The following is a 22,983-nucleotide window of genomic DNA, read 5'->3' as shown; positions in this document are numbered from 1 at the left end:
TAAGAAAGGAAACCCCATGAAGATTGCCAAGAATACGGTCGTGACTGTGAACTACAAACTGACCGATGCCCAGGACAACCTGATCGAAGATGGCAGTCAGCCTATGGTCTACCTGCACGGCGGCTATGAAAACACCCTGCCCAAGATCGAAGAAGAACTCGACGGCAAGGATGTGGGCTATAGCTCCATCATCCAGATCGAACCGGACGATGCTTTCGGCGACTACGATGCCGCGCTGGTGAAAGTGGAAGAGCGCAACCGCCTGCCTGAGCCGCTGGAAGTCGGCATGCAGTTCGAAGGTATGCCCGATGGCGATGAAGATGCAGAACCGATGATCTTCACCGTGACCGACATCGCTGATGACAAAGTGGTACTTGATGGAAATCACCCGCTGGCTGGCATCGCCCTGCGTTTCAGCCTGAGCGTGGTCGATGTACGTGCCGCGTCGGACGAAGAAATCGCCCACGGTCACGTGCACGGCGCCCACGGCCACCACCACGATGACGACGATGAGGCAGGCGAAGAGGGCGATCACGTCGCCATCCATCCTATCCACTAATCGCTTAATCGTTTAGTCGTTGCTAAACGGGCGCCTGCAGCAGGCGCTCGCCAGCCAGCCAGATCGGAGAGACTTGATCTGGCTGCGCTTATTTCAGCCCCGTCTACGGCGTCACATCGGCGCTGCTAGCGCGCAAGCTGAATAACGGTGCTGCAGCACTGTTCACCCCGATCTCGGCCCACGACGCGGCCAGACTCAGATACCCTACATTGCCATGCCAGTTGATGACGGTGTCGCCGCCAGCGCTGCCCTGCGCATCGATCAGCAAGACCTGTCCGCTGAACTTTTCGGCCAGCGCGTGTATCTGGCGCCGTGGTTCGGCAAAGCCATCCTGCTTGTTGCGGAAGCTGGGCAGCAGCGACAGCAGGCCTGATTCCGGCAGTGTGACGGCGCCATCGGAAAACAGTACCAGTCCCTGCAGCTTCTGCCGCTGCGCCAGCGAGAACAGGCGGTTCAGCCACGCGCGGTTGGCCACCAGGCGGTCTTCGTATTCGCTGTTGCGGCCTGCCTCGGCGCGGTAGTGGTTGTTATTGGCGGGCAGATTGATGGTGGCGAACAGCACCTTGCCTACCTGCCAGTGGGCGTTCTCGGCGTAGCTGCGGAACTTGGCCGTGCCGGACTGGCGCGTGAGCAGCAGGTGGCGCAGGCCCAGTGATTCGGCATCGCCGTAAAACAGTTCGCGTATGCGGTTCAGGCGTTCGATGGCGGCCGAGCGTCCGGCCGAGTTCTGGCAGGCGCTCCAGTCGCTGCCGGCGAGCGACAGGATCAGCGGTACGCTGCTGTCGTTGAACAGGGCGCGCCGCTGCGCATACAGACGGTCGCTGCACGGTTCGCTGGTGGACTTGATGCCGGTGGCCACGATGAAGGCGGGCGCTTGCTGGCTGGCGCCGGCAATGGCCTGACGTAGCGGCGCTTCGTCGGCACTGCTTTTGAAGCTATGGCCGATCACGCCGAACTGGAAGGCGGCCGCCGGTGCTGCTGCCGCGAAACGCGGCGAGGCCAGCGCGAACGCCGCCAGTGCAGCCAGCAGCGCTGGCGCCAGGCGTGATGGGCCGCGCCGCGTGGTCATGCCTGCGCCGCTGCCGACAGGCGTTTGAGCTGGTACAGCTGCTCCAGTGCTTCGCGCGGGGTGAGCGCATCGGGATCGAGCGCCTCGACCGCGTCGAGCAGGGCCTGTGCTGCCGGATCAGCGGCGGCAGGCGCGATTTCCTCGTCATCGGCATCGTTCTGCGGTGCGGCGAACAGATCGAGCTGCGGCGTGGCGTCCAGCGCCTGCGCTTCCAGCCGCGCCAGATGCTTGCGCGCCGCCTTGATGACGGGTTGCGGCACCCCGGCCAGCTGGGCTACCTGCAAACCGTAGCTCTGCGAGGCCGGGCCTTCCTGCACCGCGTGCAGGAACACGATGCTGTCCTTGTGTTCGACGGCGGAGAGGTGCACGTTGGCGGCGGACGGATGGCTTTCCGGCAGCTGGGTCAGCTCGAAGTAGTGGGTGGCGAACAGCGAGAAGCTGCGGCTGGTATCGATCAGGTGACGCGCAATCGCCCAGGCCAGCGCCAGACCGTCGAAGGTGGAAGTGCCACGGCCTACTTCATCCATCAGCACCAGCGACTGCGCCGTGGCGCCGTTGAGTATCGCCGCCGATTCCGTCATCTCCACCATGAAGGTGGAACGCCCGCCGGCCAGATCGTCGGTGGCGCCGATACGGGTGAAGATGCGGTCGATCGGGCCGATGGTGGCACTGGCGGCCGGCACGTAGCTGCCTACATAGGCCAGCAGCGTGATCAGGGCCACCTGACGCATGAAGGTCGACTTACCGCCCATGTTAGGGCCGGTAATCAGCAGCAAGCGGCGTTCGTCGCTGAAGCGGCAGTCGTTGGCGATGAAGCGTTCGATCTGGTTTTCCACCACCGGATGGCGCCCCTCGATGATGTTCAGGCAGGGCGTTTCCACCAGCTGCGGTGCGCACCAGTTGTGGCGCAGCGCGTGCGTGGTCAGGGCGTTGAGGGTATCGATCTGCGCCAGCGCGCGGGCGATACTCTGCAGCGTGCCGATATAGGGCGCCAGCTCGGCCAGCAGCTGGTCGTACAGCATTTTCTCGCGCGCCAGCGCGCGGTCCTGTGCCGACAGGGCTTTGTCTTCGAAGGCCTTGAGTTCGGGCGTGATGTAGCGCTCGGCGTTCTTCAGGGTCTGGCGGCGGCGGTAATCGTCCGGCACCTTGGTGGCCTGGCCGTGCGTGACTTCGATGTAGAAGCCGTGCACCTTGTTGTATTCCACCCGCAGATTGGCAATGCCGGTGCGGGCCCGCTCGCGGGTTTCCAGATCGATCAGGAACTGGCCGGCATTTTCCGACAGGGCGCGCAGTTCGTCGAGTTCGGCATCGTAGCCGCGTGCGAACACGCCGCCGTCACGCACCATGGCGGCCGGTTCTTGGGCGATGGCCCGCTGCAGCAGATCGAGGCAGGCGTCCGGTGTAGCCAGATCAGCGGCTATCGCGGCCAGCAGGCTTTGACTGTCGCCCAGTGCGCGCTGCATGCTGTGGCGCAGCTCGGGCAGCTGCTGCACGCCGTCGCGCAGGCTGGCCAGATCGCGCGGGCGGGCCGACAGCAGGGCGATACGGGTGGTGATGCGTTCGATATCGGGCACCTGTGCCAGCGTGTGCGCCAGTGCGCCCGTGACATCGGCCTGGGCCAGCGCGGCGATGGCTTGCTGGCGCGCGCGCGCGATGGCCTGATCGCGCCGCGCATGGTGCAGCCAGTGGCGCAGCAGGCGCGAACCCATGGCCGTGCGGCAGTGGTCGAGCAGCGAGAACAGGGTAGGCGATTCCTGTCCGCGTATGGTTTCGGTCAGTTCCAGATTGCGCCGGGTGGCTGCGTCGAGGCCGATGAATTCGTTTTCCGTTTCGGTGCTCAGGCTGCGCACGTGCTGCAGGCCGCGGCCCTGGGTCGACTGGGCGTAGCGCAGCAGCGCACCGGCAGCACCGAGTGCGGCACCGAGGCCGTCGGCGCCGAAGGCCGTCAGGGTGGCAACGCCCAGCTGGTCGAGCAGCGCTTTCTGGCCGCTGACGATATCGAAGTGCCAGTCCGGCACGCGGTTGACGTGGCAGGGCAGCTGGTTTTCGAACAGGTCGGCACTGTCGCCGCGCAGCACTTCGGCCGGCGCGATACGTTCCAGTTCCTGCTGCATGCGGCTGGCTACGGTGTGGCTGTCGCCGGAGAACTCCATCAGGCGCAGTGCGCCGCTAGCGAGCGATAGCCAGGCCAGACCGGCGGTAGCCACCTTGCGCTGGCTGACGATGCACATGGCCAGCAGCGGGCGTTCGGCTTTTTCCGGCAGCAGGTCGGCATCGGTCAGCGTACCGGGCGTGACCACGCGCATCACCTTGCGTTCCACCGGCCCTTTGCTGGTGGCCGGGTCGCCAATCTGCTCGCAGATGGCGCACGATTCGCCGATCTTGACCAGCTTGGCCAGATAGCCTTCCAGCGAGTGGAAGGGCACGCCGCACATCTTGATGGGCTGGCCGCCCGAGGTGCCACGCGCCGTCAGCGTAATGCCCAGTACGCGGGCGGCTTTTTCCGCGTCAGCATGGAACAGTTCGTAGAAATCGCCCATGCGGTAGAACACCAGCATATCCGGATATTGCGCTTTGATGCTCAGGTACTGCTGCATCATGGGGGTGATTTTTTCGGTGGGTTTAATGCTCATCTGGCCAGTTCTGTTCTGCTGTTTTCTGCTGTTATTCGGGGCCGCACAAGTTATTGCGGGAGGTCGGATTATACGGGAAAGCGCTGGCCTTGGATGCGGCGGCGGCGGTGCCGCTCCATCACCTGCACGGCCAGCCTGCCGGGGCGGCGCAGGCTAATACCACTTTTTCAATGTGTGTATTTACCACAACATTTTTCTATTTTCATTGTTGTAACAAAAAGTTAAATCAGCAATACTTTGCTTGAATTATTTGCATGCAAATTTACAAATAATTTGTTTTTATCAAAGTGCTGCTTTTTTTAATAAACCATAACAAACAGGGTAGAGCAGGAATGAAAAACACGAAAAAATCGTCATTCAAAGCCGGCCTCACAAAGGCCGGCTCGACGTTGCGTCCCAGCACCGGACGCTTGATTATTGCTTCGGTACTGATGAGCTGGGGGATGGCGGCCAGCGCGGCCAGCGGCCAGACCACGGGCGACTTCTGGCAGGACGTCGGCGTGACGCCGGGCGCAGGCAAGAGCGCCGCGTCGGCTACCGCGCCTAGCCGCTTCCATGCCGCCCGCCTGAACAAGTCCGGCTTGCGCGCGCTGGTGGCCAATGCGCCGCTGGAACGCAGTGCCGAGGCTACGGTCAGCCCGATGATTATCTCCCTGCCTCACCCTGACGGCGGCTATCAGCGCTTTGCAATTGTGGATTCGCCCATCATGGAAGCGGAACTGGCGGCCAAGCATCCGGAAATCAAGACCTTTGCCGGCCGTGGCGTGGATGATCCCAAAGCCAGCCTGCGCATGGACCTGACGCCGCTCGGCCTGCACGCTTCCGTGCGTACGCCGCAAGGCAACTGGTATGTCGATCCGCAGGCGCCGCTGGACGACAGCGCCTACAACAGCTATCACAGCCGCGATCTGGCCAATCCGCACGGCGCCATGCGTGAAGCGCCGCTGACCGAAGCCCAGCTGGCGCTGTCGCGCGGTTTCTACCATGCGGAAGATACGGTGGAAGTACGCGGCGTGGGCTACACGCCGGGTGCTTCGGTGACCGTGTCGGTACGTGCCGAAGGGGATAACGGCGAGCGTCAGAGCGTGGTGGTCAATGCTGATGCGGAAGGCGTGATCAATACCACGCTGGTGGCTGATCCTGCGCGCAACAGCGGTGCTTTCGAAGTGACCGCCAGTGACGGCCGCACCAGTAGCAGCGCCGCCTACCATGTGGTGGAGCCTGAAGTGACCACCACGCCGGCATCGGGTAATCTGCTGCGCACCTACCGTCTGGCGCTGGTGACCGATCCTTCGTATGCCACCTATTTTGGCGCGGCCAATGTGACGGCTGCCAAAGTTACGCTGATCAATCGCGTGACCCAGGTATATGAAGACGAAACGTCGATCCGTCTGGTGCTGATTAACGATACCGACAAGCTGAATCTGAACACGGCGGCCCAGATGACGGGCGCGAACGGTCCGTGCGGCGCCACGGCCTGCTACACCACCACGCAGGCAGCGAACTGCTCGAGCTCCACCCTGAGCCGCAACCGTGTGGTGGCCGGTCTGCTGGTAGGCGCCAGCAAATTCGATGTGGGCCACATTGCGCTGGGTGTCGATGGCGGCGGTATTGCCGGTCTGGGCGTCGTTGGCGGCACCAATAAAGCGCAAGGCTGCACCGGCATTCCTACCCCGGTGGGCGACTTCTATGCAGTGGATTACGTGGCACACGAACTGGGGCACCAGTTTGCCGGCAACCACACCTTTAATGGCGTGATAGGCAGCTGCAGTGGCGCCAACCGTAACGCCGGCACGTCGATCGAGCCGGGCAGCGGTTCCTCCATCATGGCCTACGCCGGCATTTGCGGCACCGACAATCTGCAGACCCACAGCGACGCCTACTGGTCGCAGCGCAGCTTCGATGAAATCGTGGCCTACACTTCGGGCGCCGAATCGGCGCTGAGCTCCGTCCAGATGCTGGCCCTGACCAACTACACCAGCGGCCAGCGTTTCAAGCTGCGCTACAACGGCGCCACCTCGGCTGCCATCATCAATGGCACTAACTACACCACGGCTGGCGTCAAGGCGGCCATCGAAGCCATTCCGGGCTGGCCTAGCGGCGCCACGGTGACGGTGTCGTCGCTGTCGAATTCGGCCGCTACCATCACCTTTGGCGGCACGCTGGCCGGCCAGCCGGCAGGCCTGCTGCAACTGGTCGAGTGCAGCACTTCGTGCAGCGGCTATGTGGGCGAGATCACTACCGGCGGCGCAACCACCCGCCGTGGTGCGCTGTCCTACACGGGCAATACCACGCCGGTGGTCACCACGGCCGCCAGCTACACCATCCCGCTGCGTACGCCGTTCGAACTGACCGGTTCCGCAGTCGATGGCGAAGCCGATAGTCTGACCTATCTGTGGGAACAGAATGACCGCGCAGGTACTACCGGCACTGGCCTGATCAGCAACACCAAGACCAACGGTCCGCTGTTCCGCCAGTTCGGCGTTCGTGCCGTGGTGAGCGCCAGCGATACCATCACCTACAACTCTCCGGGCGAGAACCACGTCAGCAGCAATCCGACCCGGGTGTTCCCGGACATGGCGCAGATTCTGGCGAATAACACCAATGCGGCATCGGGCAGCTGCCCGACTGCAGCGGCCACGCCTAGCGCCGCCGATATCGAGTGTTTCTCGGAGTTCCTGCCGACGGCAGCCTATGTGGGTTATGGCAGCAACGCCAATCCGGCGGCGCTGAACTTCCGCCTGACGGCGCGTGACGGCCGTGGCGGTGTCGGTAGTGCCGCCACCCGTCTGGTGCTGGCGCCGAATGCCGGTCCTTTCCTGGTCACTGCACCCAACACGGCCGTTACGCTGGATGCCGGCAGCAAAGTGCCGGTGAGCTGGAATGTGGCCAACACCAATCTGGCGCCGGTGAGCACGGACTATGTGCAGATCACGCTGTCGCTGGACGGCGGCTATACCTATCCGCACGTGCTGGCTGCCAGTACGCCGAATAACGGCAGCGCAACGGTGACCCTGCCGCAGGTGGCCAGCAGCACGGCGCGGATCAAGGTGGCGGCGGTGGGCAATGTGTACTTCGACGTTTCCGATGCCAACTTCACCATCCGTCTGGTGGGCGATATCACGGGCGATGGCGCGATCAACTGCGACGACCTGAATGCCGTCAAAGTGGCACTGGGCAAGCGCACTGGCCAGCCCGGTTATAGCGCGGCAGCGGATGTGAACAAGGACGGCGTGGTTGATGCACGTGATCTGGCGCTGGTGGCCCAGCGCGTTACAGTCAGCTGCAAACCTCTGTAATTCTATGTAGCCCTGAGGGCAAAAGGAAAATTGATATGCTGAATATGAAAACGATGCAAAAAAGCCTGCAGGCGGCGCTGCTGGCAGTAGCAGTGGTAGCGCCTGCAGCGTATGCAGCCGCGCCGGCACTGAGTTTTGTGGTGACGCCGGCTACCGGTGTGGTGGGGAATATGGTCGATGTGGATGTGCGCATTGCAGATGTAAACGATCTGTATGCCTACAACTTCTCGCTGCTGTTCGATCCGGCCCTGCTGCAGATCTATGCAGTCAAGGAAGGCTCGTTCATGTCTGCTGCCGGTGAGACTTACTTCTTTGAAGGCACAACGGATAATGCCAATGGCAAGGTGGACTACGTGGCCAATACCATGCTCGGTGCTGTGCCGGGTGTGAACGGCAGCGGTAGTCTGGCCCACTTCAAATTCAATGTGCTGGGCGCCGGTAGCAGCACGCTGAGCTTTGCCGATGTGCTGTTCCTCGATTCGGCCAGCAATGAGGTGGCGCCGCAGTGGGCGGCGCAGACCGTGGTGACGGCAGTGCCTGAACCGGACACCTATCTGATGCTGGGAGTTGGTCTGATGGGACTGGCTGCACTGCGGCGCCGCAAGGTGTGAGTCCGTCCTCCGGCCGCTAAGGGCTGACAGATCCGGCGTGTGGCTGCACGCCGGATTTTTTTTTGGCTGCGGCCTAACGTGGCGCTGTAGCGCAGGTGTACAGTAGCGGCTCCCATCCACTGACTGCAAGGAGTTTGCTATGGAACAAGCAGAACTGCATAGTGTCACGCCCCATCTGGTGTGCGAAGGTGCCGCCGCTGCGCTGGAGTTTTACGGCAAGGCGTTTAATGCTAGCGAAATCATGCGTATGCCGGGCAAGGAAGGGCGTCTGATGCACGCCGCCATGCAGATCGGCGATTCGGTGGTGATGCTGGCCGATGATTTTCCCGAGTATGGCGGGCTGGGCCCGAAAGCGCTCAAGGGCAGCCCGGTGACCCTGCATCTGAAAGTAGCCAATGTGGATGCTTCCTATGCGCAGGCGCTGGCGGCCGGTGCACAATCGCGCATGGAACCGGCCGACATGTTCTGGGGCGACCGTTATGCGCAGGTGACGGACCCGTTCGGCCACCACTGGGCGCTGGCCCAGCACATCCGTGATATGTCGCAGGAAGAAATGCTGGCTGCCATGCAGCAGTCGCAGCCGCCTTGCGAGTAATCAGGGTTTGCCCGAGGTGCCTTGGGCTTCTTCCTACCCCGCGACTCAGCGCCTTCCGATAGCCTGCGCGCGATCTGCGCGCTAGGCTGGTAGGTATAGTCAGACCGGTCCGGGTCTGGCCGGTCCTGCAGGAGTCCACATGCCCGCCAGAAAAAGTAGAACCATATTGCCACTCGACGCCCTGCTGCTACCGCTGCCGCCCGTACCTCCGGCACGCAAGGTGCAGGGCGTTATCCCGCCTTTGCCGCCTTTGCTGGAGCCCTTGCTGCGCGTGGGCAAGGAGCGACTAGTCCTTATTGTCCAGCAGGACGACCGGCCCACATTTATGTCCGCATTAATCGAGCCCGACAGCTAGCGCGGGACTACTCCTACAGTGCGTTATGGTCGAGTCCTATTCTGTGCGATGTCGCCCTGAACTACGATGACTGCTCCTGTGTCGCAAGCAGGGTCTGGCAGCACAACAGTTCCAAAGGAGATCATCATGGCAAGCTCGAATCAGAACAACGAATCCGCTAGCAAGCAAAGCGATAACAAGTCCGGTGGCCAGCAGAGCGATAACAAGTCCGCTGGCCAGCAGAGCGATACCAGCAAACGCGGTTTCGCTTCCATGGACCCCGAACAGCAGCGCGAAATTGCTGCCGAAGGGGGCCGGGCCGCGCACGAAAAAGGCACGGCGCACGAATTCACCTCGGAAGAAGCCCGCCGGGCTGGCAGCATGAGCCACAAGAATGATGGCCGCAGCAGCCAGAACAGCCCGGGTGGTTCGTCCCAGAGCGGCAGCGGCGGCAGCCGTGGCAGCAGCGACGAGGAATCTAGCCGTAGCAGCAAAGGCGGTGCCGGCAGCGGCTCTGCCGGTGGTTCCGGCAGCTCTACGGGCGGACGCAGCGGCAATAAAACCTGATTGCTGGTGCTAGCTAGCTAGCACCCCGCTAAAAACCCCGACGGTCGTGCCGTCGGGGTTTTTTTGGCTATGTTGCGGCAAAGTGTTGAAATACTCCAGCCGATGCCTTTAGCAGATCGATGGGCGTACCAATGCGATGGGCGTCGAGTGCCCATCGCCATCCCAAATAATTAGGTAGGTAGTGGGTTGCGACACCATGGAAGCGCTGTAGCCATTGACGACATCGGCTATGGTAAGCGTTGACGTTTTGGACATGGATGGCTCCGCGCACACGCTGCTTGGCCCGTAAGTTGATCGACTCATAGCTGATTTCCGCCTCGCGCGCGAAGTAACGATATACCGCGTTGGAATCGGTTACGAGTAACACATCGCTATCGAGCACCGGCCTCAGACAGCGATGTAATTGTGCCTTGCTGACAGGTCCTCGCCCCGTCACAAATTCAGCGTCTGACCAGTACGGTCGCGTGCAACCAACACGCAAACTTGCTCTTTGGATGTGCCTCGCTGGCTCGCAGCCTCACCCCGTTTGCGTGGCGCACGTGCGAGATGCCGTGCTCCCTTTTCTGACTCTAGCAAATACATTTCATCTGCTTCGGCAATACCGTGGAGACTTTTGGGGTGGTCATCTTTTACCCGTGCAAGGAAACGATGCCGCCAACGGAAACTGGTATCGCGGCTGATGCCAACGGCCATTGCGGCTTTACGAATGGTGAGGGAATCGAGCAGGCACTGGTGGTAGGACAGCCACTTGTGACGCAGTCGCAAGCGCGCCAGTGGTGTGCCTGTCAGAGGATTAAACGTCTTGTGGCATGCTCGGCAACGATATCGAGGCAGACCATGCGCCTGGCCGTGCCGGTATAGTTTAGCAGACCCACAATGCGGGCAAGTCGAACACTTGGCGCTAAAAAACTCCGTCAGCACCGATACACTGTCTTGCTCAGACAAGCGGCTCAACATGCCCTTTAGCGCCGTACGCTGCTCGGGTGACAGAGTCTCAAGTTGATCAGTCAGTCTCTGAAAGTCAGTCTTTTTCATCACAACCTCCCATCGGTCTAATTACTCAATTAGACCGATGGAGGCGCGAACGGTTCAACACTTGGCCATTGCATAGCCTTTTTTTCGTCCGGCGTCGACAGCCTGCCGCCTTAGGCATAGTCACAATGGTAAAGTTTCATAAATGCATAGTTTGACATTGCAAATGATAATCATTATCATTTGTACGGTAATCAGGAGAACCGAGATTGAGCACCGCCCCGAACCGCAACGCTAGCCGAGCCTTCTGGCTAAAACATCTGCACCAATGGCACTGGATTAGCTCCGCGCTTTGCCTGCTGGCGATGTTACTGTTCAGTATCACTGGCATTACCCTGAACCATGCTAGCCAGATCGAAGCCAAACCGGTGATACAGCGTCAGCAAGCCAGCTTGCCGCCAGCGTTGCTAGATCAATTACGCCGCTATGCCGAGCAGCATGACGGCGCCAAGCTGGCGCTGCCTGCCGCTGCCCAGCAATGGCTGGGTGATACATGGAAAGTGCAGGCGGGTGACCGTGCGGCCGAATGGGCGGCCGATGAAGTCTATCTGGCGCTGCCCAAGGCCGGTGGCGATGCGTGGGTACGCTTTGCGCTGGAAGAGGGCAGTGCCGAATTCGAAAATACGGAGCGCGGCTGGATTTCATGGCTCAATGATGTGCACAAAGGGCGCAACACGGGTACGGTGTGGAACTGGTTTATCGACCTGTTTGCCGTGGCCTGTCTGGTGTTCTGCCTGACCGGGCTGCTGATCCTGAAATTCCATGCGGCCAACCGTCCGTCCACCTGGCCGATCGTCGGGCTGGGCGTACTGATACCGTTTGTTATAGCTTTGCTGTTTATCCACTAATCTGTTCCATCTTTCTTACACGGGTTATCCATGAAATTAAAGTATTCCATCGCGCTGGGCCTGCCGCTGGCCAGTGCCTCGGCCATGGGCGCCGATCTGGCACTCAAACTGGAACTGCCGCAGCTGAACGTGGCCGAGTACCACCGCCCCTATCTGGCCGCATGGCTGGAGAATTCGGAGCAGAAAGTGGTGACCACTCTCAGCGTGCTGTATGACACGCGCAAGAAAGACAACGGCGGCGCCAAGTGGGCCAAGGATTTGCGCCAGTGGTGGCGTAAGGCGGGACGCGAAGTGGAGTTGCCGCTCGACGGCGTTTCCGGCGCGACCCGCGCGCCGGGCGAGCATACGCTGACCTTCCCGGCAGCCAGGGCCACGCTGGATAAGCTGCCGGCCGGCCAGTACACGCTGGTGGTGGAAGCAGCACGCGAGGCCGGTGGCCGCGAAGCCGTCAAAGTGCCCTTGCAGTGGCCGCCGAAAACGGCGCAGAACGTGAGCGCGCAAGGCAAGGAAGAGCTGGGCGCCATCGTGGTACAACTGAAACCCTGAGGATAGATCATGCTGAAACTGAAAACCTCGCTGCGCGCTGTCGCAGCGCTGGGTCTGGCGCTGCTGGCCGTGCAGGCGCAGGCGCATAAACCGTGGCTGCTGCCATCGTCGACTGTGGTGGAGGGCAAGGAACCGTGGGTAACGGTGGATGCCGCGATTTCCGAAGGCCTGTTCGATATCGACCATCAGCCCCTCAAGCTCGATGGCATCGTGATTACGGCACCGGACGGTAGTACGGCGGCAATGGAAAATATCGGCAACGGCAAGCTGCGCAACACCTTCGATGTCAGACTGGCCAAGCCCGGCACCTATCGCATTGCACTGGTATCGCAAGGCGTGATGGGCAGCTACAAGGATAAGGCGGGCGAGCTGAAACGTTTCCGCGGCAGCGAAGCCACGCTGGCGCAGGATGTGCCGGCAGACGCTAGCGAAGTCAAGCTGACGCGCTCGCACAGCCGGCTGGAAACCTATGTCAGCGCCGGCACGCCTGACATGGCGGTGTTCAAACCTAGCGGCGTGGGGCTGGAGCTGGTGCCGGTGACGCATCCGAATGATTTGCGCAGCGGTGAAAAAGCGACCTGGCGTTTTCTGCTCGATGGCAAGCCTGCAGCCAATCAGGGTGTCAGCCTGATACCGGGTGGCGTGCGCTATCGCGGCACGCTGGGCGAAATCCGCAAGACTACGGATGCGCAAGGCGAAGTGAGTTTCGAGCTGCCGGCAGCCGGCATGTATCTGCTCAGTACTTCGTGGCCAGCGGCGGCAGCCGCCGTGCCGGGCCAGCCGCCGCAGATGCCGGCGCGCCGTGCCAGCTACGCTGCTACGGTGGAAATTCTGCCGCAGTAAAGCTGCATGCGCCGCGTACTACTGCCACACTACATCAGCGATGCCGTGCCGCCCGAACACGCGGTGCTGCATGATTTGCGTGGTCTGAGCATGGGCACCAGCTGGTCGGTGCGGCTGGCTGCGCCGCTGGCGGTGGATCTGGCCGGCTTGCAGCAGGGCTTGCAGCAGCAGCTCGATGATGTGGTGGCGCAGATGAGCCACTGGGAAGCCGGTTCCCATCTGGGCCGCTACAACCGCGCACCTGCCGGCACGCGGCAGGTGCTGCCGCCAGCGTTTTTCGATGTGCTGAGCTTTGCGCTGGACGTAGCCTGTGCTTCGGGTGCGGCTTACAACCCCTGTGCCGGCGCGCTGGTCAATCTATGGGGCTTCGGCCCATCGGAGCGCTACGATCAGCCAGGCTACACGGCGCCCACGCCGGCCCAGCTGGTGCAGGCCTGCGCGGGCATCGCGCCGCAGACGCTGGCGCCCGATGCCGCCACACGCAGCGTGTGCCAGCCCGGCGCCGTGCAGCTCGATCTGTCGGCTGTGGCCAAGGGCTATGGCGTGGACCGGCTGGCTTTTTATCTGCAGGCGCAAGGTTATCAGCACTATCTGGTGGAAGTGGGCGGCGAATTGCGCGGCGCCGGCACCAAGCCCGATGGCCAGCCATGGTGGGTGGTGCTGGAGCAGCCGCCCGAGCGCAATGCGTCCGGCGTGCCGGAGTCCATCGTGCTGGCGCTGCATGGCTTGGCGGTGGCCACCTCGGGCGACTACCGGCGCTATTTCGAACATGATGGTCAGCGCTATTCGCACACCATTGATCCCCGTACCGGCTGGCCGATCAGCAATGCGCTGGCCTCGGTTACCGTCATCCATCCGCAATGCATGGCGGCCGACGCATGGTCCACGGCACTGACCGTGCTGGGACCTGAGGCCGGCCTGCATCTGGCCGAGCGGCAGGGGCTGGCCGCGCGCCTGCTGTGCCGCAACGGCGATGGTACTTACACTGAAACTCTGAGCTCTGCTTTCCGCAGTATGTTAGACCGATGATCTGGACTCTGGAACCGGTCCGCTGGCTGATGGTGGCCACGCTGGGCCTGCTGTACGCGCTGCTGTGCTGGCGCGCCTATTTACCGGGAAGGCGCAAGCGCCAGCAGGCACGGCTGGCCCGTGCCGCAGCGCAGGCGGCCGGCGCTAGCGGCTGGATCGTGGCGCATGCCAGCCAGACGGGGAATGCCGAACTGCTGGCGCAGCAGACTGCCGCCACGCTGCAGCTGGCCGGTATCGCGACGCAGGTGCTGGAGCTGGCGGAACTCGATGCCGCCACTTTGCAGCAGGCCGAGCGCGCGCTGTTCATCGTCAGCACCTATGGCGAAGGCGACGCGCCCGATGCGGCGGCCGGCTTTGTGGCACGGGTGATGAGCGCGCTGCCTGCTGCCACGGCTGATCCGGCACCGGCCAGTAGCGCTGGTGTTGCAGCGGCGCTGGAGCGTCTGCATTACGCCGTGCTGGCGCTGGGCGACACCAGCTACCGCCAGTATTGCGGCTTTGGCCGCGCCATCGATGTATGGCTGCAGCAGCGCGCCGCCCAGCCGCTGTTCGCCCGTATCGAAGTGGACCGCATGGCGCCGGCTGCGCTGGCGGCATGGCGCCAGCAGCTCAGCCATCTGGCCGGCACCAGCGACGCGCCAGACTGGAGTGCGCCCGCGTTCGAAGCGTGGCAGCTGGCGCGTCGCGTCTGCGTCAATCCCGGCAGCGCCGGTGCGCCGCTTTATCATCTCGAACTGGTACCGCAGCAGGGCGCTTTGCCGCTATGGGAATCCGGCGATCTGGTGCAGATCGCGGCACCGGCCGCGCCGGAGCAGCCGCGCGAATATTCGATTGCTTCGATTCCGGCGGATGGCAGCCTGCATCTGCTGGTGCGTCTGCACAGTCATGCCGACGGCAGCCATGGCGTGGCGTCCGGCTGGCTGACGCAGCAAGCGCAGGCGGGGCAGGCCATTGCCCTGCGCGTGCGCGCGCACCGGCGCTTCCGGCTGGAAGACAATCATGCGCTGCCGCTGATTTTGATCGGTAACGGCAGCGGCATCGCCGGTCTGCGCGCGCACCTGAAGGCGCGCGCACTGGCCGGACAGACGCGCAACTGGCTGCTGTTCGGCGAACGCAATGCTGCCTTCGATGGGCAGTATGGCGCCGAGCTGGCGCACTGGCAGGCACAGGGTGTGCTGCAGCAGCTCGATCTGGTGTATTCGCGCGATCAGGCCGAGCGCCGCTATGTGCAGCACGTGCTGGCCGAACAGGCGCAGCGGCTGCGCGACTGGGTGCACGATGGTGCGGCGATTTATGTCTGCGGCAGTCTGGAAGGCATGGCGGCCGGAGTGCATGCGGCGCTGCTGGCGGCGCTCGGAGCGGAAATTCTGGAACAGTTGCAGGCTGCCGGACGCTACCGGCGCGACGTGTACTAGTACTGGCGCCGGCGTCACGGTCAGTGCGCGACGCCGGTGCCTTGTGCGGCCTAGTTGTTTGCTTCGCTCTCGCCTAGCTGCAAGCCGCGCGCCAGACTGGAGATGCTGGGGTTGTCGATGAAGACGCAGCGTTTGCCGTGGCGTTTGCAATGATCTTTGACGCGCCAGTAAGCGCTGTGGCTGATGCAGCCGGTCTGGCAGATCACCAGATCGGCCGCGGCGAGACTGGCATCGAGCCGGCTGGCGTTATCTTCCAGCCCGCCGTCGTGATGGCTGAAGCGGGCGCCTTCGCGTTCGATCAGGCTGCGGTAGGTGGCGACGTTGCCGCTGCGGCCACCGACGCACAGCACGGCACGCTGCTGCAGACATACGGGTGCCGCTGCTGTCGCTGGCGTAGCGCTGCTGCTGGCAGTTGCGTCGCGCTGGCCTGCCGTGGGCAGGTGGTCCTGAGCGGCCGGCTGCGCGCTCTGTGCCAGTTGCAGTTGCAGGTCGGCCACCTGCTGGCGCAAGGCGCGCTTGTGCTGTTCCATCTGCTCCAGCCGTGCCGTCAGGCGCAGGCGGCTATCGAGGCCCGGCTGGCTGTGGCTTAGCTGTTCCACCTGCTGCTGCAGCGACGCAATCAGACTATCTTTGCCGATCAGGCTAGCCTGCATCTGCATCATGCGGTTCTCCTGCTGGATGGCCAGCGCACTTTTCTCGGCCAGCAGCGCCAGCACGCGCTGCTGGGCCTTGCCCAGGTCCAGCGTCAGACGGGCATGGGCGCCGACCAGCGCATTGAACTTGCCCAGATCGGCGCGCACACAGGCGCCAGCCTGATGCTGCACCATGTGCAGGTCGCGGCATAGCTGCTGTTCCAGCGCGCCGGTGCAACGCGGATGGGTCAGCGCCGCCCAGAAGGCGCCGGCCACATCGCCCGCAGCGATGGCGGCGCGCCACAGGGCAAATAGTTGTCCGGGGTCGCGCACGGCGCGGTAGCGCAGCAGCACGGTGGCGTAGCGCTGGTCGAGTTCTTTCTGCAGTGCTTCGGATAAACGGTTGCGGCTGCTGCATTCGCTCACCGCACCGACGTGGATTTCGTAGTCGTCGGCGATGGTTTTTCCGCCGCTGAGTTTTTCCACCAGTTTGCGCAGTACGGGCAGGGGCAGTCCCACTCCGATCAGCGGACAATGGCTGCTCTGGTCCAGCTGCCACAGGCGGCGCCGGCGCGATGAAACGGGGGGGGCGGGCGTAGGCGCCGCGTGCTCGCGAGGTTCGCACATGGCTGCCCCTAGGCCGCGCTGCCCGCGTGGCGGGTGCGCGTCATGATGCGGGAGAGAAAGCTGCTGCGTTCAGGTACGGGCAGCTGGCGCTCCACCACGCCGGCCCACTGTTCCGACAGCTGCTGGCAGGTGGCGCTGAGCACTGGCGCCAGTTCCGGCAGGCTGGCCAGCGCCTTGAGGTGGCGCTCGATCACCGAGGCCAGTTTCAGGCAGCCGCCCTCGGCACTGTGCTGGGCTGTGTAGTGCGACATCAGATGCAGTACCGCTGACAGCATCAGTTCCGGATTGGGGCCGGCAGGCGGCGCCATGAAGATAGGATTGTGACGATCGTAGGCCATGTATCGCTCCAGTGGAAAGTTGGGTACTCTGGCTGGCAAGATAGGCTGGCGGCGAGGCATAAAAGTACTGGCTGGCGGCACTAGGCCGTCAGTATCAGCTTGTTGAGCTGGGTAATGCGCAACTGGTAGATGCGGCCACCGTGTTCGATTTCGATCGAGCGGCCGTCGCCCATCAGCGTGGCGCTGCTGACGCGACGTGGTGCGTTGCTGGCCGTTGTAGTGGGGCAGGCGCGGGGCTGGGGCGCGGCGGAAACAGCTTGCTGAAGAGTGCATGCTGGCAGAGTATGGCTCATGGTTGGGGAGTCCTTAAATAAGAATGATTCGCATTTGCGTTCATTATTGAGGATAGCGCGACGGAATGCAAGCGTAATCGTAGGGCGCAGGGTCGCGGCGGATAATGCGGGCGCCGAATGACAAACGGCTTGCCGGGCGGGACAAAAAAAGAGCCCGGGTAGTCCGGGCTCAAGGCTGGGGGAAATTGATGCAATACGCCCGCGGGGGTGCTCCTTACAGCGTGGCCAGAGCGGTTTCGCTGTTGCGCACTTTGGCCGCTGCCTGCTGCTTGGCGCGCGTGCGCGAAGGCGGCAGGCGGCGCAGGTTTTTCAGCGCTTCGGGATCCTTGATGCCGATGGTGCGCTGGTCTACGCTGATGAGGCCGATTTCATTGAAGGCCGACAGGGTGCGGCTGACGGTTTCCAGCGTCAGGCCCAGATAGCTGCCGATTTCGTGGCGCGTCATGCGCAGGTTGAACAGCTTGGAGGAATAGCCCATCTGGGCAAAGCGTTCGGCCAGTGACATCAGGAAGCGTGCTACCCGCGCTTCGGCACTGAGCGCGCCCAGCATGCCTATCATGGCCTGTTCGCGCACCAGTTCGCGGCTCATCACGCCGTACATCAGGTGCTCCAGTTCCGGATGGACGCGGCCCAGCGCTGTCAGCTTCTTGAACGGCAGCAGGATCACATCGCAATCGGACAGGGCGACTGCTTCCGACGAATAGTGGCGCGTATGGATGCCGTCGACACCCAGCATGTCGCCTTTCATGGGGAAGCTCAGTACCTGCTCGTTGCCGAACTCGTCGATCAGCACGGTTTTCAGGAAGCCGGAATTGACGATGTACAGCGTATCGAAGATCTGGCCTATGGTGTGGATGCGCTGGCCTGTTTTGAACTGCACATGCTGGAACAGCAGTTCTTCCGAATTCACGCTGCAGGCAGCCGGTATGTGCAGCAGGTCGCACACTTCTTTCAGATTCGACCAGAGGCGCCCCTGACGCTGGCGGCCGGCTTCCATCGCGCCCGATTGGGGGCTGGTGCTGCCGGCGGGGCGTAGTTCGGGGAAAGGTGTGGACTGCATAATCATCTCCTGTGGTAAGGCATAGCCCTTAGTGATTTCAGTATGCCAACAGAAGCAATCTGGATATATCGGCAACGGCTGAATCTGGCCGTAGGAGAACGCGCCGTCTTGTAGGAGTTTTCCTAATGCAAAAAGAGAGTTCAGGTCTTGAACGGGGATAGCAAACGGTGGGCAACGGCATACTGCACCATTTCCGAGAGCGAGCTCATGCCCATCTTCTGCATGATGCGGGTCTTGTGCGTGCTGACAGTTTTCACGCTCAGATGCAGACTGTTGGCGATTTCCGTGATGGACTTGCCCGCCACCAGCAGCGAGAACACTTCGAATTCGCGGTCCGACAGCTGCTTGTGCAGCAGGCTTTCGTTGGGCGCCATGATATTCAGGGCCAGCTGTTCAGCCACGCCGGTGCTGATGTAGGGGCGGCCCGAGGCTACCTTGCGGATGGCGCCGACCAGCTGGGTGCCGGCACTCTCCTTGGTCAGGTAGCCCTGTGCGCCGGCGCGGATGGCGCGCACCGCATACTGTTCCTCCTCGTGCATGGTGAGTATCAGGATGGCCAGCTTGGGGGCCTCCGAGCGGATCTGGCGGATCAGGTCCACGCCGCTGCGGCCGGGCATGGAGAGATCCAGCAGCAACAGATCGAAGCCGCCCTGGCGTACATGGCCGAGCACCTCGAAGCCGTCGATGGCTTCCCCCACGATGTCGATATCCGGTGCGCCGTCGAGGATGCGCTTGAGACCCTCGCGCATGATGGTGTGGTCGTCCGCGATGACAATTCTAATCATGAAGGAAATATTTAATAAGATTTATTGTGTTTGAGTCAATCTTATCATCTTACTATAAAAATCGACTAGTGGTTTTTTATTTGCTATCGGGTTCCTTGATGAGCCTGTGTACGAGAACCGGAATGCGCGTGTGGGACAACACCTTGTTGGTAACGCTGCCTAGCAGTAATTGTCCCCAGCCGCTACGGCCGTGCGAGCCCATGAAGATCAGATCGCACTGTTGTTGTTCCGCCACCTCGACGATTTTCAGCGCCGTATGTTCGGCAAAGGCTGTCATGGCGCGGCAGGGCAGGCTGTGCTGCTGGCAGGCCTGTACCACGGTGCGGGTGTGCTCCTCGCCGGCCTGCAGCATGGCGGCACGGTAGTCGTCCTCGCTGGGGTAGCTGGGCGGGACGATTTCCACGTAGATCGGATACTGGTACTCCTGGGCGACGAACAGCACCAGTACTTCGGCCTGCATCTGGGCGGCGAATGCCACGCCGGCGCAGGCAGTTTTGCTGGAGACGGCCGAGCCGTCCGTGGTAATCAGGATTTTGCGGTACATGATCAGCCTCCCATCAGTGACTAGCTACAGGATATTTCATTCTAGTCCCGATTTACATTATTGCTACTATGTAAAGAGTTGATGATTATCAAGTGAATGCTGGATTTCCTTGTGGCGCGATGTGGTTTTGCTAGCGAGACGCGGCTTTTTTTGCATCCGGGCACTACTTTTGTGTCATGAACCATGTTTTGTCGCCGTAAGCGATGTTAGTATCACCAAATACAACGAAACTTAAGCTGGACCCGTGGCGCAGGGTAGGCCACCCTGTGACGGGATTGAATAATCTGGCTGTGCCCTGCTACACTCAGGCAGGTGCGCTATATTGCCGAAAGTCATCACCCGTAAAGCAAGTTAGGGCAGCATTTTTACAAATTATGGAGAAGCAGGGATTATGACCAACGCCGCTGACGATTTCGACGCATTATTTGATGAAGTGTCTGCGCAGAGCAAGACTTCAGCTCCAGCGCCTGCTCCTGCACCGGCCGCTGCCGAGGACGATCTAGAGAGCCTGTTCGAAGAAGTCGCTGCTGCGCGTCCCGCTACTGCGGTGGCTGCGCCGGCACCGGCGCCGGCTCCTGCGGCCGATGCCGCGCCGGCTGCTGGCGCGGATGAAGAAAAGCCGATGTTCGAACGCCTGGGCGGCATCGTGCGCCTGCTGCACGATTCGCTGCGCGAACTGGGCTACGACAAAGCACTGACGGAAGCGTCCTCGCAGATCAATGATGCGCAGGACCGTCTCGAATACGTGGCCACGCTGACCGAGCAGGCGGCCAACAAGGTACTCAACACGCTGGACGAAGGCATGCCGGAACAGGATGCCCTGTCGAAGAAATCCAAGAACATGGAAGACCGCTGGGCCGACCTGTTTGCAGGCAAGCTCAGTCAGGAACAGTTCAAGCAGCTGGCCGGCGATTCGCAGGCCTTCGCCGCCGCTGTCTCGGCCGCGACGGAAGCGGAAAAAGCCCGTCTGCTGGAAATCATGATGGCGCAGGACTTCCAGGATATTACCGGCCAGCTGATCAAGAAAGTCGTGATCATCACCAAGACCGTGGAACAGGAACTGGCCATGCTGCTGCGTGATAACGCACCGCCAGCCCTGCGCGAGAAAATTGCGGCAAAAGAAGTGACCCTGATGCAAGGCCCGTCGACCCCGACCGTTGCGCTGAGCCAGGATAGTGTTGACGACTTGCTTGCTGATCTGGGATTCTAATGGACGATATGCTCAAGGATTTCGTCGTCGAGGCGATGGATCTTGCGGTCAACGTAGAAGAGCATCTGCTCAAGCTTGAACGCGACCCCGACAACAAGGAAACACTGAATGCAGTGTTTCGCTCCTTCCACACCATCAAAGGTGGCGCCGGTTTCATGGGCCTGCCTGCGCTGGTGGCAGCCTGCCACCTGACCGAAAATCTGTTCGATGCGCTGCGTACCGGCGCCGCGCCGGTGACGCCGCTGGCGATCGAAGCGGCGCTGCAGGCCTCCGGCTTCGTGGCCGACCAGCTGGCCGAACTGAATAACGGGGTCGAGCCGGATACGCTGCCGGCCATGCCGCATGATCTGGAAATCATTCTGAAGGACGCCATCGACGGCAAGACCGACTCGGCGCCCGCTGCACCGGCCCCTGCACCGGCCGCTGCCCCCGCAGTTGCTCCAGCAGTTGCTCCCTTAGTTGCCGCAGCGGCCCCCGTGGCTGCCGCGCCGGTTGACGGCAATGCCTCGACCATGACGGCAAACGGTCTGGACTGGGATGCCATGTACGAGGCGGTGATGCCGCCCGGTAGCTACACGCGCCCGGCCGCGGCTGCTGCGCCGGCACCTGCTGCGGCCGCTGCTCCCGCCGCCGTGGCAACGCCCGTTGCCGCGCCTGCTGCCGCACCGGTTGTCGCTGCAGCGCTTGCTGCGCCAGCCGCCAGCGGCGCAAATCCGGCCGCAACCGCCGTCAAACGCGAAGCCGCCGAGAAGCGCGAGGAGCGTCCGCATGCGGCACCGGCCAAGGAAGAATCGATCCGCGTCGATGCCGTCAAGCTCGATGCACTGCTGGAAGTGGCCGGTGAATCCGTGCAGGCTGCCAATCAGGCTGCCGTGCTGCTGGAACGTCTGCTGCAATTCAAGTTCGAAGGCCAGGCCCAGACGCTGATGGCCACGCTGGCGGAAACGCTGGAACGCGCTTCGCGCTATTCGACCGAACTGCAGCGCGCCACGCTGGCCACCCGGATGCAGCCGGTAGGCCGTCTGTTCCAGAAATTCCCCCGGCTGGTACGCGAACTGGCCAAGGATCTGGGCAAGGACGTGGAACTGACCATCGAGGGTGCGGAAACGGAAGTTGACCGCGTGGTGGTGGACAGCCTGTACGATCCGCTCGTGCACATGCTGCGCAACGCGCTCGATCACGGGGTGGAAACGCCGGAAGAACGCGCTGTGGCCGGCAAATCGATCAAGTCGTATATCTCGCTCAAGGCATGGCAGGAAGCCAATAGCGTGATGATCGTGCTGCAGGATGACGGCAAGGGTATGGACCCGGTCAAGCTGCGTGCCAAGGCGCTGCAGAAGGGCCTGATTTCCGAATCGGCCCAGCTGAGCGCCGACGATTGCTTCCAGCTGGTGTTCCTGCCCGGTTTCTCGACCAAGGAAGTGGCTTCCAGCGTGTCCGGCCGCGGCGTCGGCATGGACGTGGTGAAAACCGCCGTGGAGAAAAACCGCGGCGCCATCCACATCGAATCGGAACTGGGCAAAGGGACCAAGTTCGCCATCCGTCTGCCGATCGAGCTGTCGATCGTGCCGACCATGCTGGTCTCGACCTCGGGCGCCGCGCTGGCGCTGCCGATGGCCGTGGTGCAGCGCGTGGTGGAACTGCCGGAAGAGTTCATGGAAGTGGGCGGTGCGCCCGTGCTGAAAGATCAGGGCCGGCCGCTGCCGGTGCGTTCGCTGGCCGGTGCGCTCGGTTATGAAGGCTGCCGCGAGAAAGTGGGTATTGTTGTTGCAGCGCCACAGCCGTATATTCTGGCCGTGGCCGCGGTGGACGGCACTGCCGACCTCGTGATCAAACCGATGACGGCGATTGCGGTCGAGGGCATTACCGGTACAGCACGTTCGGCCGAAGGCGAACTAGTGCTAGTGGTAGGCCTATCCTTCCTGATGGATGGATGTCGAGGCAATGTGCGCATGGCAGCCTAGCAATTCGCCGGGCCAGTAAGACACTAAGCCTGCGACCTCGCAGGCTTTTTTTTCATTGCAGCACAGAATTTTTTAAAAGGAGTCATAAAAAGTGTATCAAATCAGCGGAACTGCATCAGCTCACGAGGCCGACCGCAGCGACCGCTATTG

20 protein-coding genes and 1 pseudogene are annotated in these 22,983 nt (G+C 62.2%); 12 read left to right on the top strand and 9 right to left on the bottom strand.

Going from position 1 to position 22,983, the window contains the following annotated elements:
- Positions 1–16: 16 nt before the first annotated feature.
- Entirely contained in the window at positions 17–559 is a 543-nt protein-coding gene (locus GTP27_RS03185) for an FKBP-type peptidyl-prolyl cis-trans isomerase (RefSeq protein ID WP_161037746.1), read from the top strand.
- Positions 560–662: 103 nt separating this feature from the next.
- On the opposite strand, the gene GTP27_RS03180 is transcribed toward GTP27_RS03185, so the two are convergent.
- Together GTP27_RS03180 and mutS are read right to left on the bottom strand one after the other, a co-directional pair.
- On the bottom strand, positions 663–1,628 hold the full coding sequence (locus tag GTP27_RS03180) for a hypothetical protein (RefSeq protein ID WP_161037745.1): 966 nt from the start codon (positions 1,626–1,628) through the stop codon (positions 663–665).
- Positions 1,625–4,261: a DNA mismatch repair protein MutS gene (gene mutS, locus GTP27_RS03175; protein ID WP_161037744.1), complete on the bottom strand. Its 2,637-nt coding sequence runs from the start codon at positions 4,259–4,261 to the stop codon at positions 1,625–1,627. The genes GTP27_RS03180 and mutS overlap by 4 nt, the downstream gene beginning before the upstream one ends.
- 332 nt (positions 4,262–4,593) lie before the next feature.
- On the opposite strand from mutS, the gene GTP27_RS03170 reads away from it, so the two are divergent.
- The 4 genes from GTP27_RS03170 to GTP27_RS03155 all read left to right on the top strand — a co-directional run bounded on the left by GTP27_RS03170 (position 4,594) and on the right by GTP27_RS03155 (position 9,667).
- Positions 4,594–7,560: a M12 family metallo-peptidase gene (locus GTP27_RS03170; protein ID WP_202416530.1), complete on the top strand. Its 2,967-nt coding sequence runs from the start codon at positions 4,594–4,596 to the stop codon at positions 7,558–7,560.
- Between the two features lie 35 nt (positions 7,561–7,595).
- Entirely contained in the window at positions 7,596–8,171 is a 576-nt protein-coding gene (locus GTP27_RS03165) for a cohesin domain-containing protein (protein WP_161037743.1), read from the top strand.
- Between the two features lie 139 nt (positions 8,172–8,310).
- Entirely contained in the window at positions 8,311–8,766 is a 456-nt protein-coding gene (locus GTP27_RS03160; RefSeq protein WP_161037742.1) for a VOC family protein, read from the top strand.
- A gap of 481 nt (positions 8,767–9,247) precedes the next feature.
- The gene (locus tag GTP27_RS03155; RefSeq protein ID WP_161037741.1) at positions 9,248–9,667 is read left to right on the top strand and encodes a KGG domain-containing protein; all 420 of its coding nucleotides are present in this window, start codon (positions 9,248–9,250) and stop codon (positions 9,665–9,667) included.
- A 67-nt stretch (positions 9,668–9,734) separates the two neighbouring features.
- Here GTP27_RS03155 and GTP27_RS03150 read toward each other — a convergent pair.
- A pseudogene (locus GTP27_RS03150) lies at positions 9,735–10,702 on the bottom strand (IS1595 family transposase).
- A gap of 206 nt (positions 10,703–10,908) precedes the next feature.
- Here GTP27_RS03150 and GTP27_RS03145 point away from each other — a divergent pair.
- The 5 genes from GTP27_RS03145 to GTP27_RS03125 are packed head-to-tail and all read left to right on the top strand — an operon-like array spanning position 10,909 to position 15,380.
- Positions 10,909–11,547, top strand: a complete 639-nt coding sequence (locus GTP27_RS03145; protein ID WP_161037740.1) for a PepSY-associated TM helix domain-containing protein — start codon at positions 10,909–10,911, stop codon at positions 11,545–11,547.
- A gap of 30 nt (positions 11,548–11,577) precedes the next feature.
- Positions 11,578–12,093, top strand: coding sequence for a DUF2271 domain-containing protein (locus GTP27_RS03140; RefSeq protein ID WP_161037739.1), 516 nt, complete (start codon positions 11,578–11,580; stop codon positions 12,091–12,093).
- A 9-nt stretch (positions 12,094–12,102) separates the two neighbouring features.
- The gene (locus GTP27_RS03135) at positions 12,103–12,936 is read left to right on the top strand and encodes a DUF4198 domain-containing protein (protein WP_202416529.1); all 834 of its coding nucleotides are present in this window, start codon (positions 12,103–12,105) and stop codon (positions 12,934–12,936) included.
- 6 nt (positions 12,937–12,942) lie between these two features.
- Positions 12,943–13,965, top strand: coding sequence for an FAD:protein FMN transferase (locus GTP27_RS03130; RefSeq protein WP_161037738.1), 1,023 nt, complete (start codon positions 12,943–12,945; stop codon positions 13,963–13,965).
- Positions 13,962–15,380, top strand: coding sequence for a sulfite reductase subunit alpha (locus GTP27_RS03125; protein WP_161037737.1), 1,419 nt, complete (start codon positions 13,962–13,964; stop codon positions 15,378–15,380). The genes GTP27_RS03130 and GTP27_RS03125 overlap by 4 nt, the downstream gene beginning before the upstream one ends.
- A gap of 50 nt (positions 15,381–15,430) precedes the next feature.
- Here GTP27_RS03125 and GTP27_RS03120 read toward each other — a convergent pair whose 3' ends face one another.
- The 6 genes from GTP27_RS03120 to GTP27_RS03095 form a co-directional block, all read right to left on the bottom strand.
- Complete coding sequence (locus GTP27_RS03120) at positions 15,431–16,639, bottom strand: DUF2325 domain-containing protein (RefSeq protein ID WP_161037736.1); 1,209 nt, start codon at positions 16,637–16,639, stop codon at positions 15,431–15,433.
- Between the two features lie 8 nt (positions 16,640–16,647).
- The gene (locus GTP27_RS03115; protein ID WP_161037735.1) at positions 16,648–16,977 is read right to left on the bottom strand and encodes a hypothetical protein; all 330 of its coding nucleotides are present in this window, start codon (positions 16,975–16,977) and stop codon (positions 16,648–16,650) included.
- 80 nt (positions 16,978–17,057) lie between these two features.
- On the bottom strand, positions 17,058–17,270 hold the full coding sequence (gene hemP / locus GTP27_RS03110) for a hemin uptake protein HemP (protein ID WP_161037734.1): 213 nt from the start codon (positions 17,268–17,270) through the stop codon (positions 17,058–17,060).
- A gap of 214 nt (positions 17,271–17,484) precedes the next feature.
- Positions 17,485–18,267: a Crp/Fnr family transcriptional regulator gene (locus tag GTP27_RS03105; protein WP_161038177.1), complete on the bottom strand. Its 783-nt coding sequence runs from the start codon at positions 18,265–18,267 to the stop codon at positions 17,485–17,487.
- A 203-nt stretch (positions 18,268–18,470) separates the two neighbouring features.
- Positions 18,471–19,115, bottom strand: a complete 645-nt coding sequence (locus GTP27_RS03100) for a response regulator (protein WP_155433374.1) — start codon at positions 19,113–19,115, stop codon at positions 18,471–18,473.
- A gap of 76 nt (positions 19,116–19,191) precedes the next feature.
- Positions 19,192–19,659, bottom strand: a complete 468-nt coding sequence (locus tag GTP27_RS03095; protein WP_161037733.1) for a universal stress protein — start codon at positions 19,657–19,659, stop codon at positions 19,192–19,194.
- 391 nt (positions 19,660–20,050) lie between these two features.
- Here GTP27_RS03095 and GTP27_RS03090 point away from each other — a divergent pair, with 391 nt between their 5' ends.
- Both GTP27_RS03090 and GTP27_RS03085 read left to right on the top strand, forming a co-directional pair.
- Positions 20,051–20,869: a protein phosphatase CheZ gene (locus GTP27_RS03090; protein WP_161037732.1), complete on the top strand. Its 819-nt coding sequence runs from the start codon at positions 20,051–20,053 to the stop codon at positions 20,867–20,869.
- Positions 20,869–22,833, top strand: coding sequence for a chemotaxis protein CheA (locus GTP27_RS03085; RefSeq protein ID WP_161037731.1), 1,965 nt, complete (start codon positions 20,869–20,871; stop codon positions 22,831–22,833). The genes GTP27_RS03090 and GTP27_RS03085 overlap by 1 nt, the downstream gene beginning before the upstream one ends.
- The last annotated feature ends 150 nt before the right edge of the window (positions 22,834–22,983 follow it).

The sequence above is a fragment of the Duganella qianjiadongensis genome, assembly GCF_009857915.1.
Taxonomy (GTDB): domain Bacteria; phylum Pseudomonadota; class Gammaproteobacteria; order Burkholderiales; family Burkholderiaceae_D; genus Rugamonas; species Rugamonas qianjiadongensis.
Note: the sequence above shows the minus strand (reverse complement) of the source record. Positions and strands in the feature narration are given on the sequence as shown.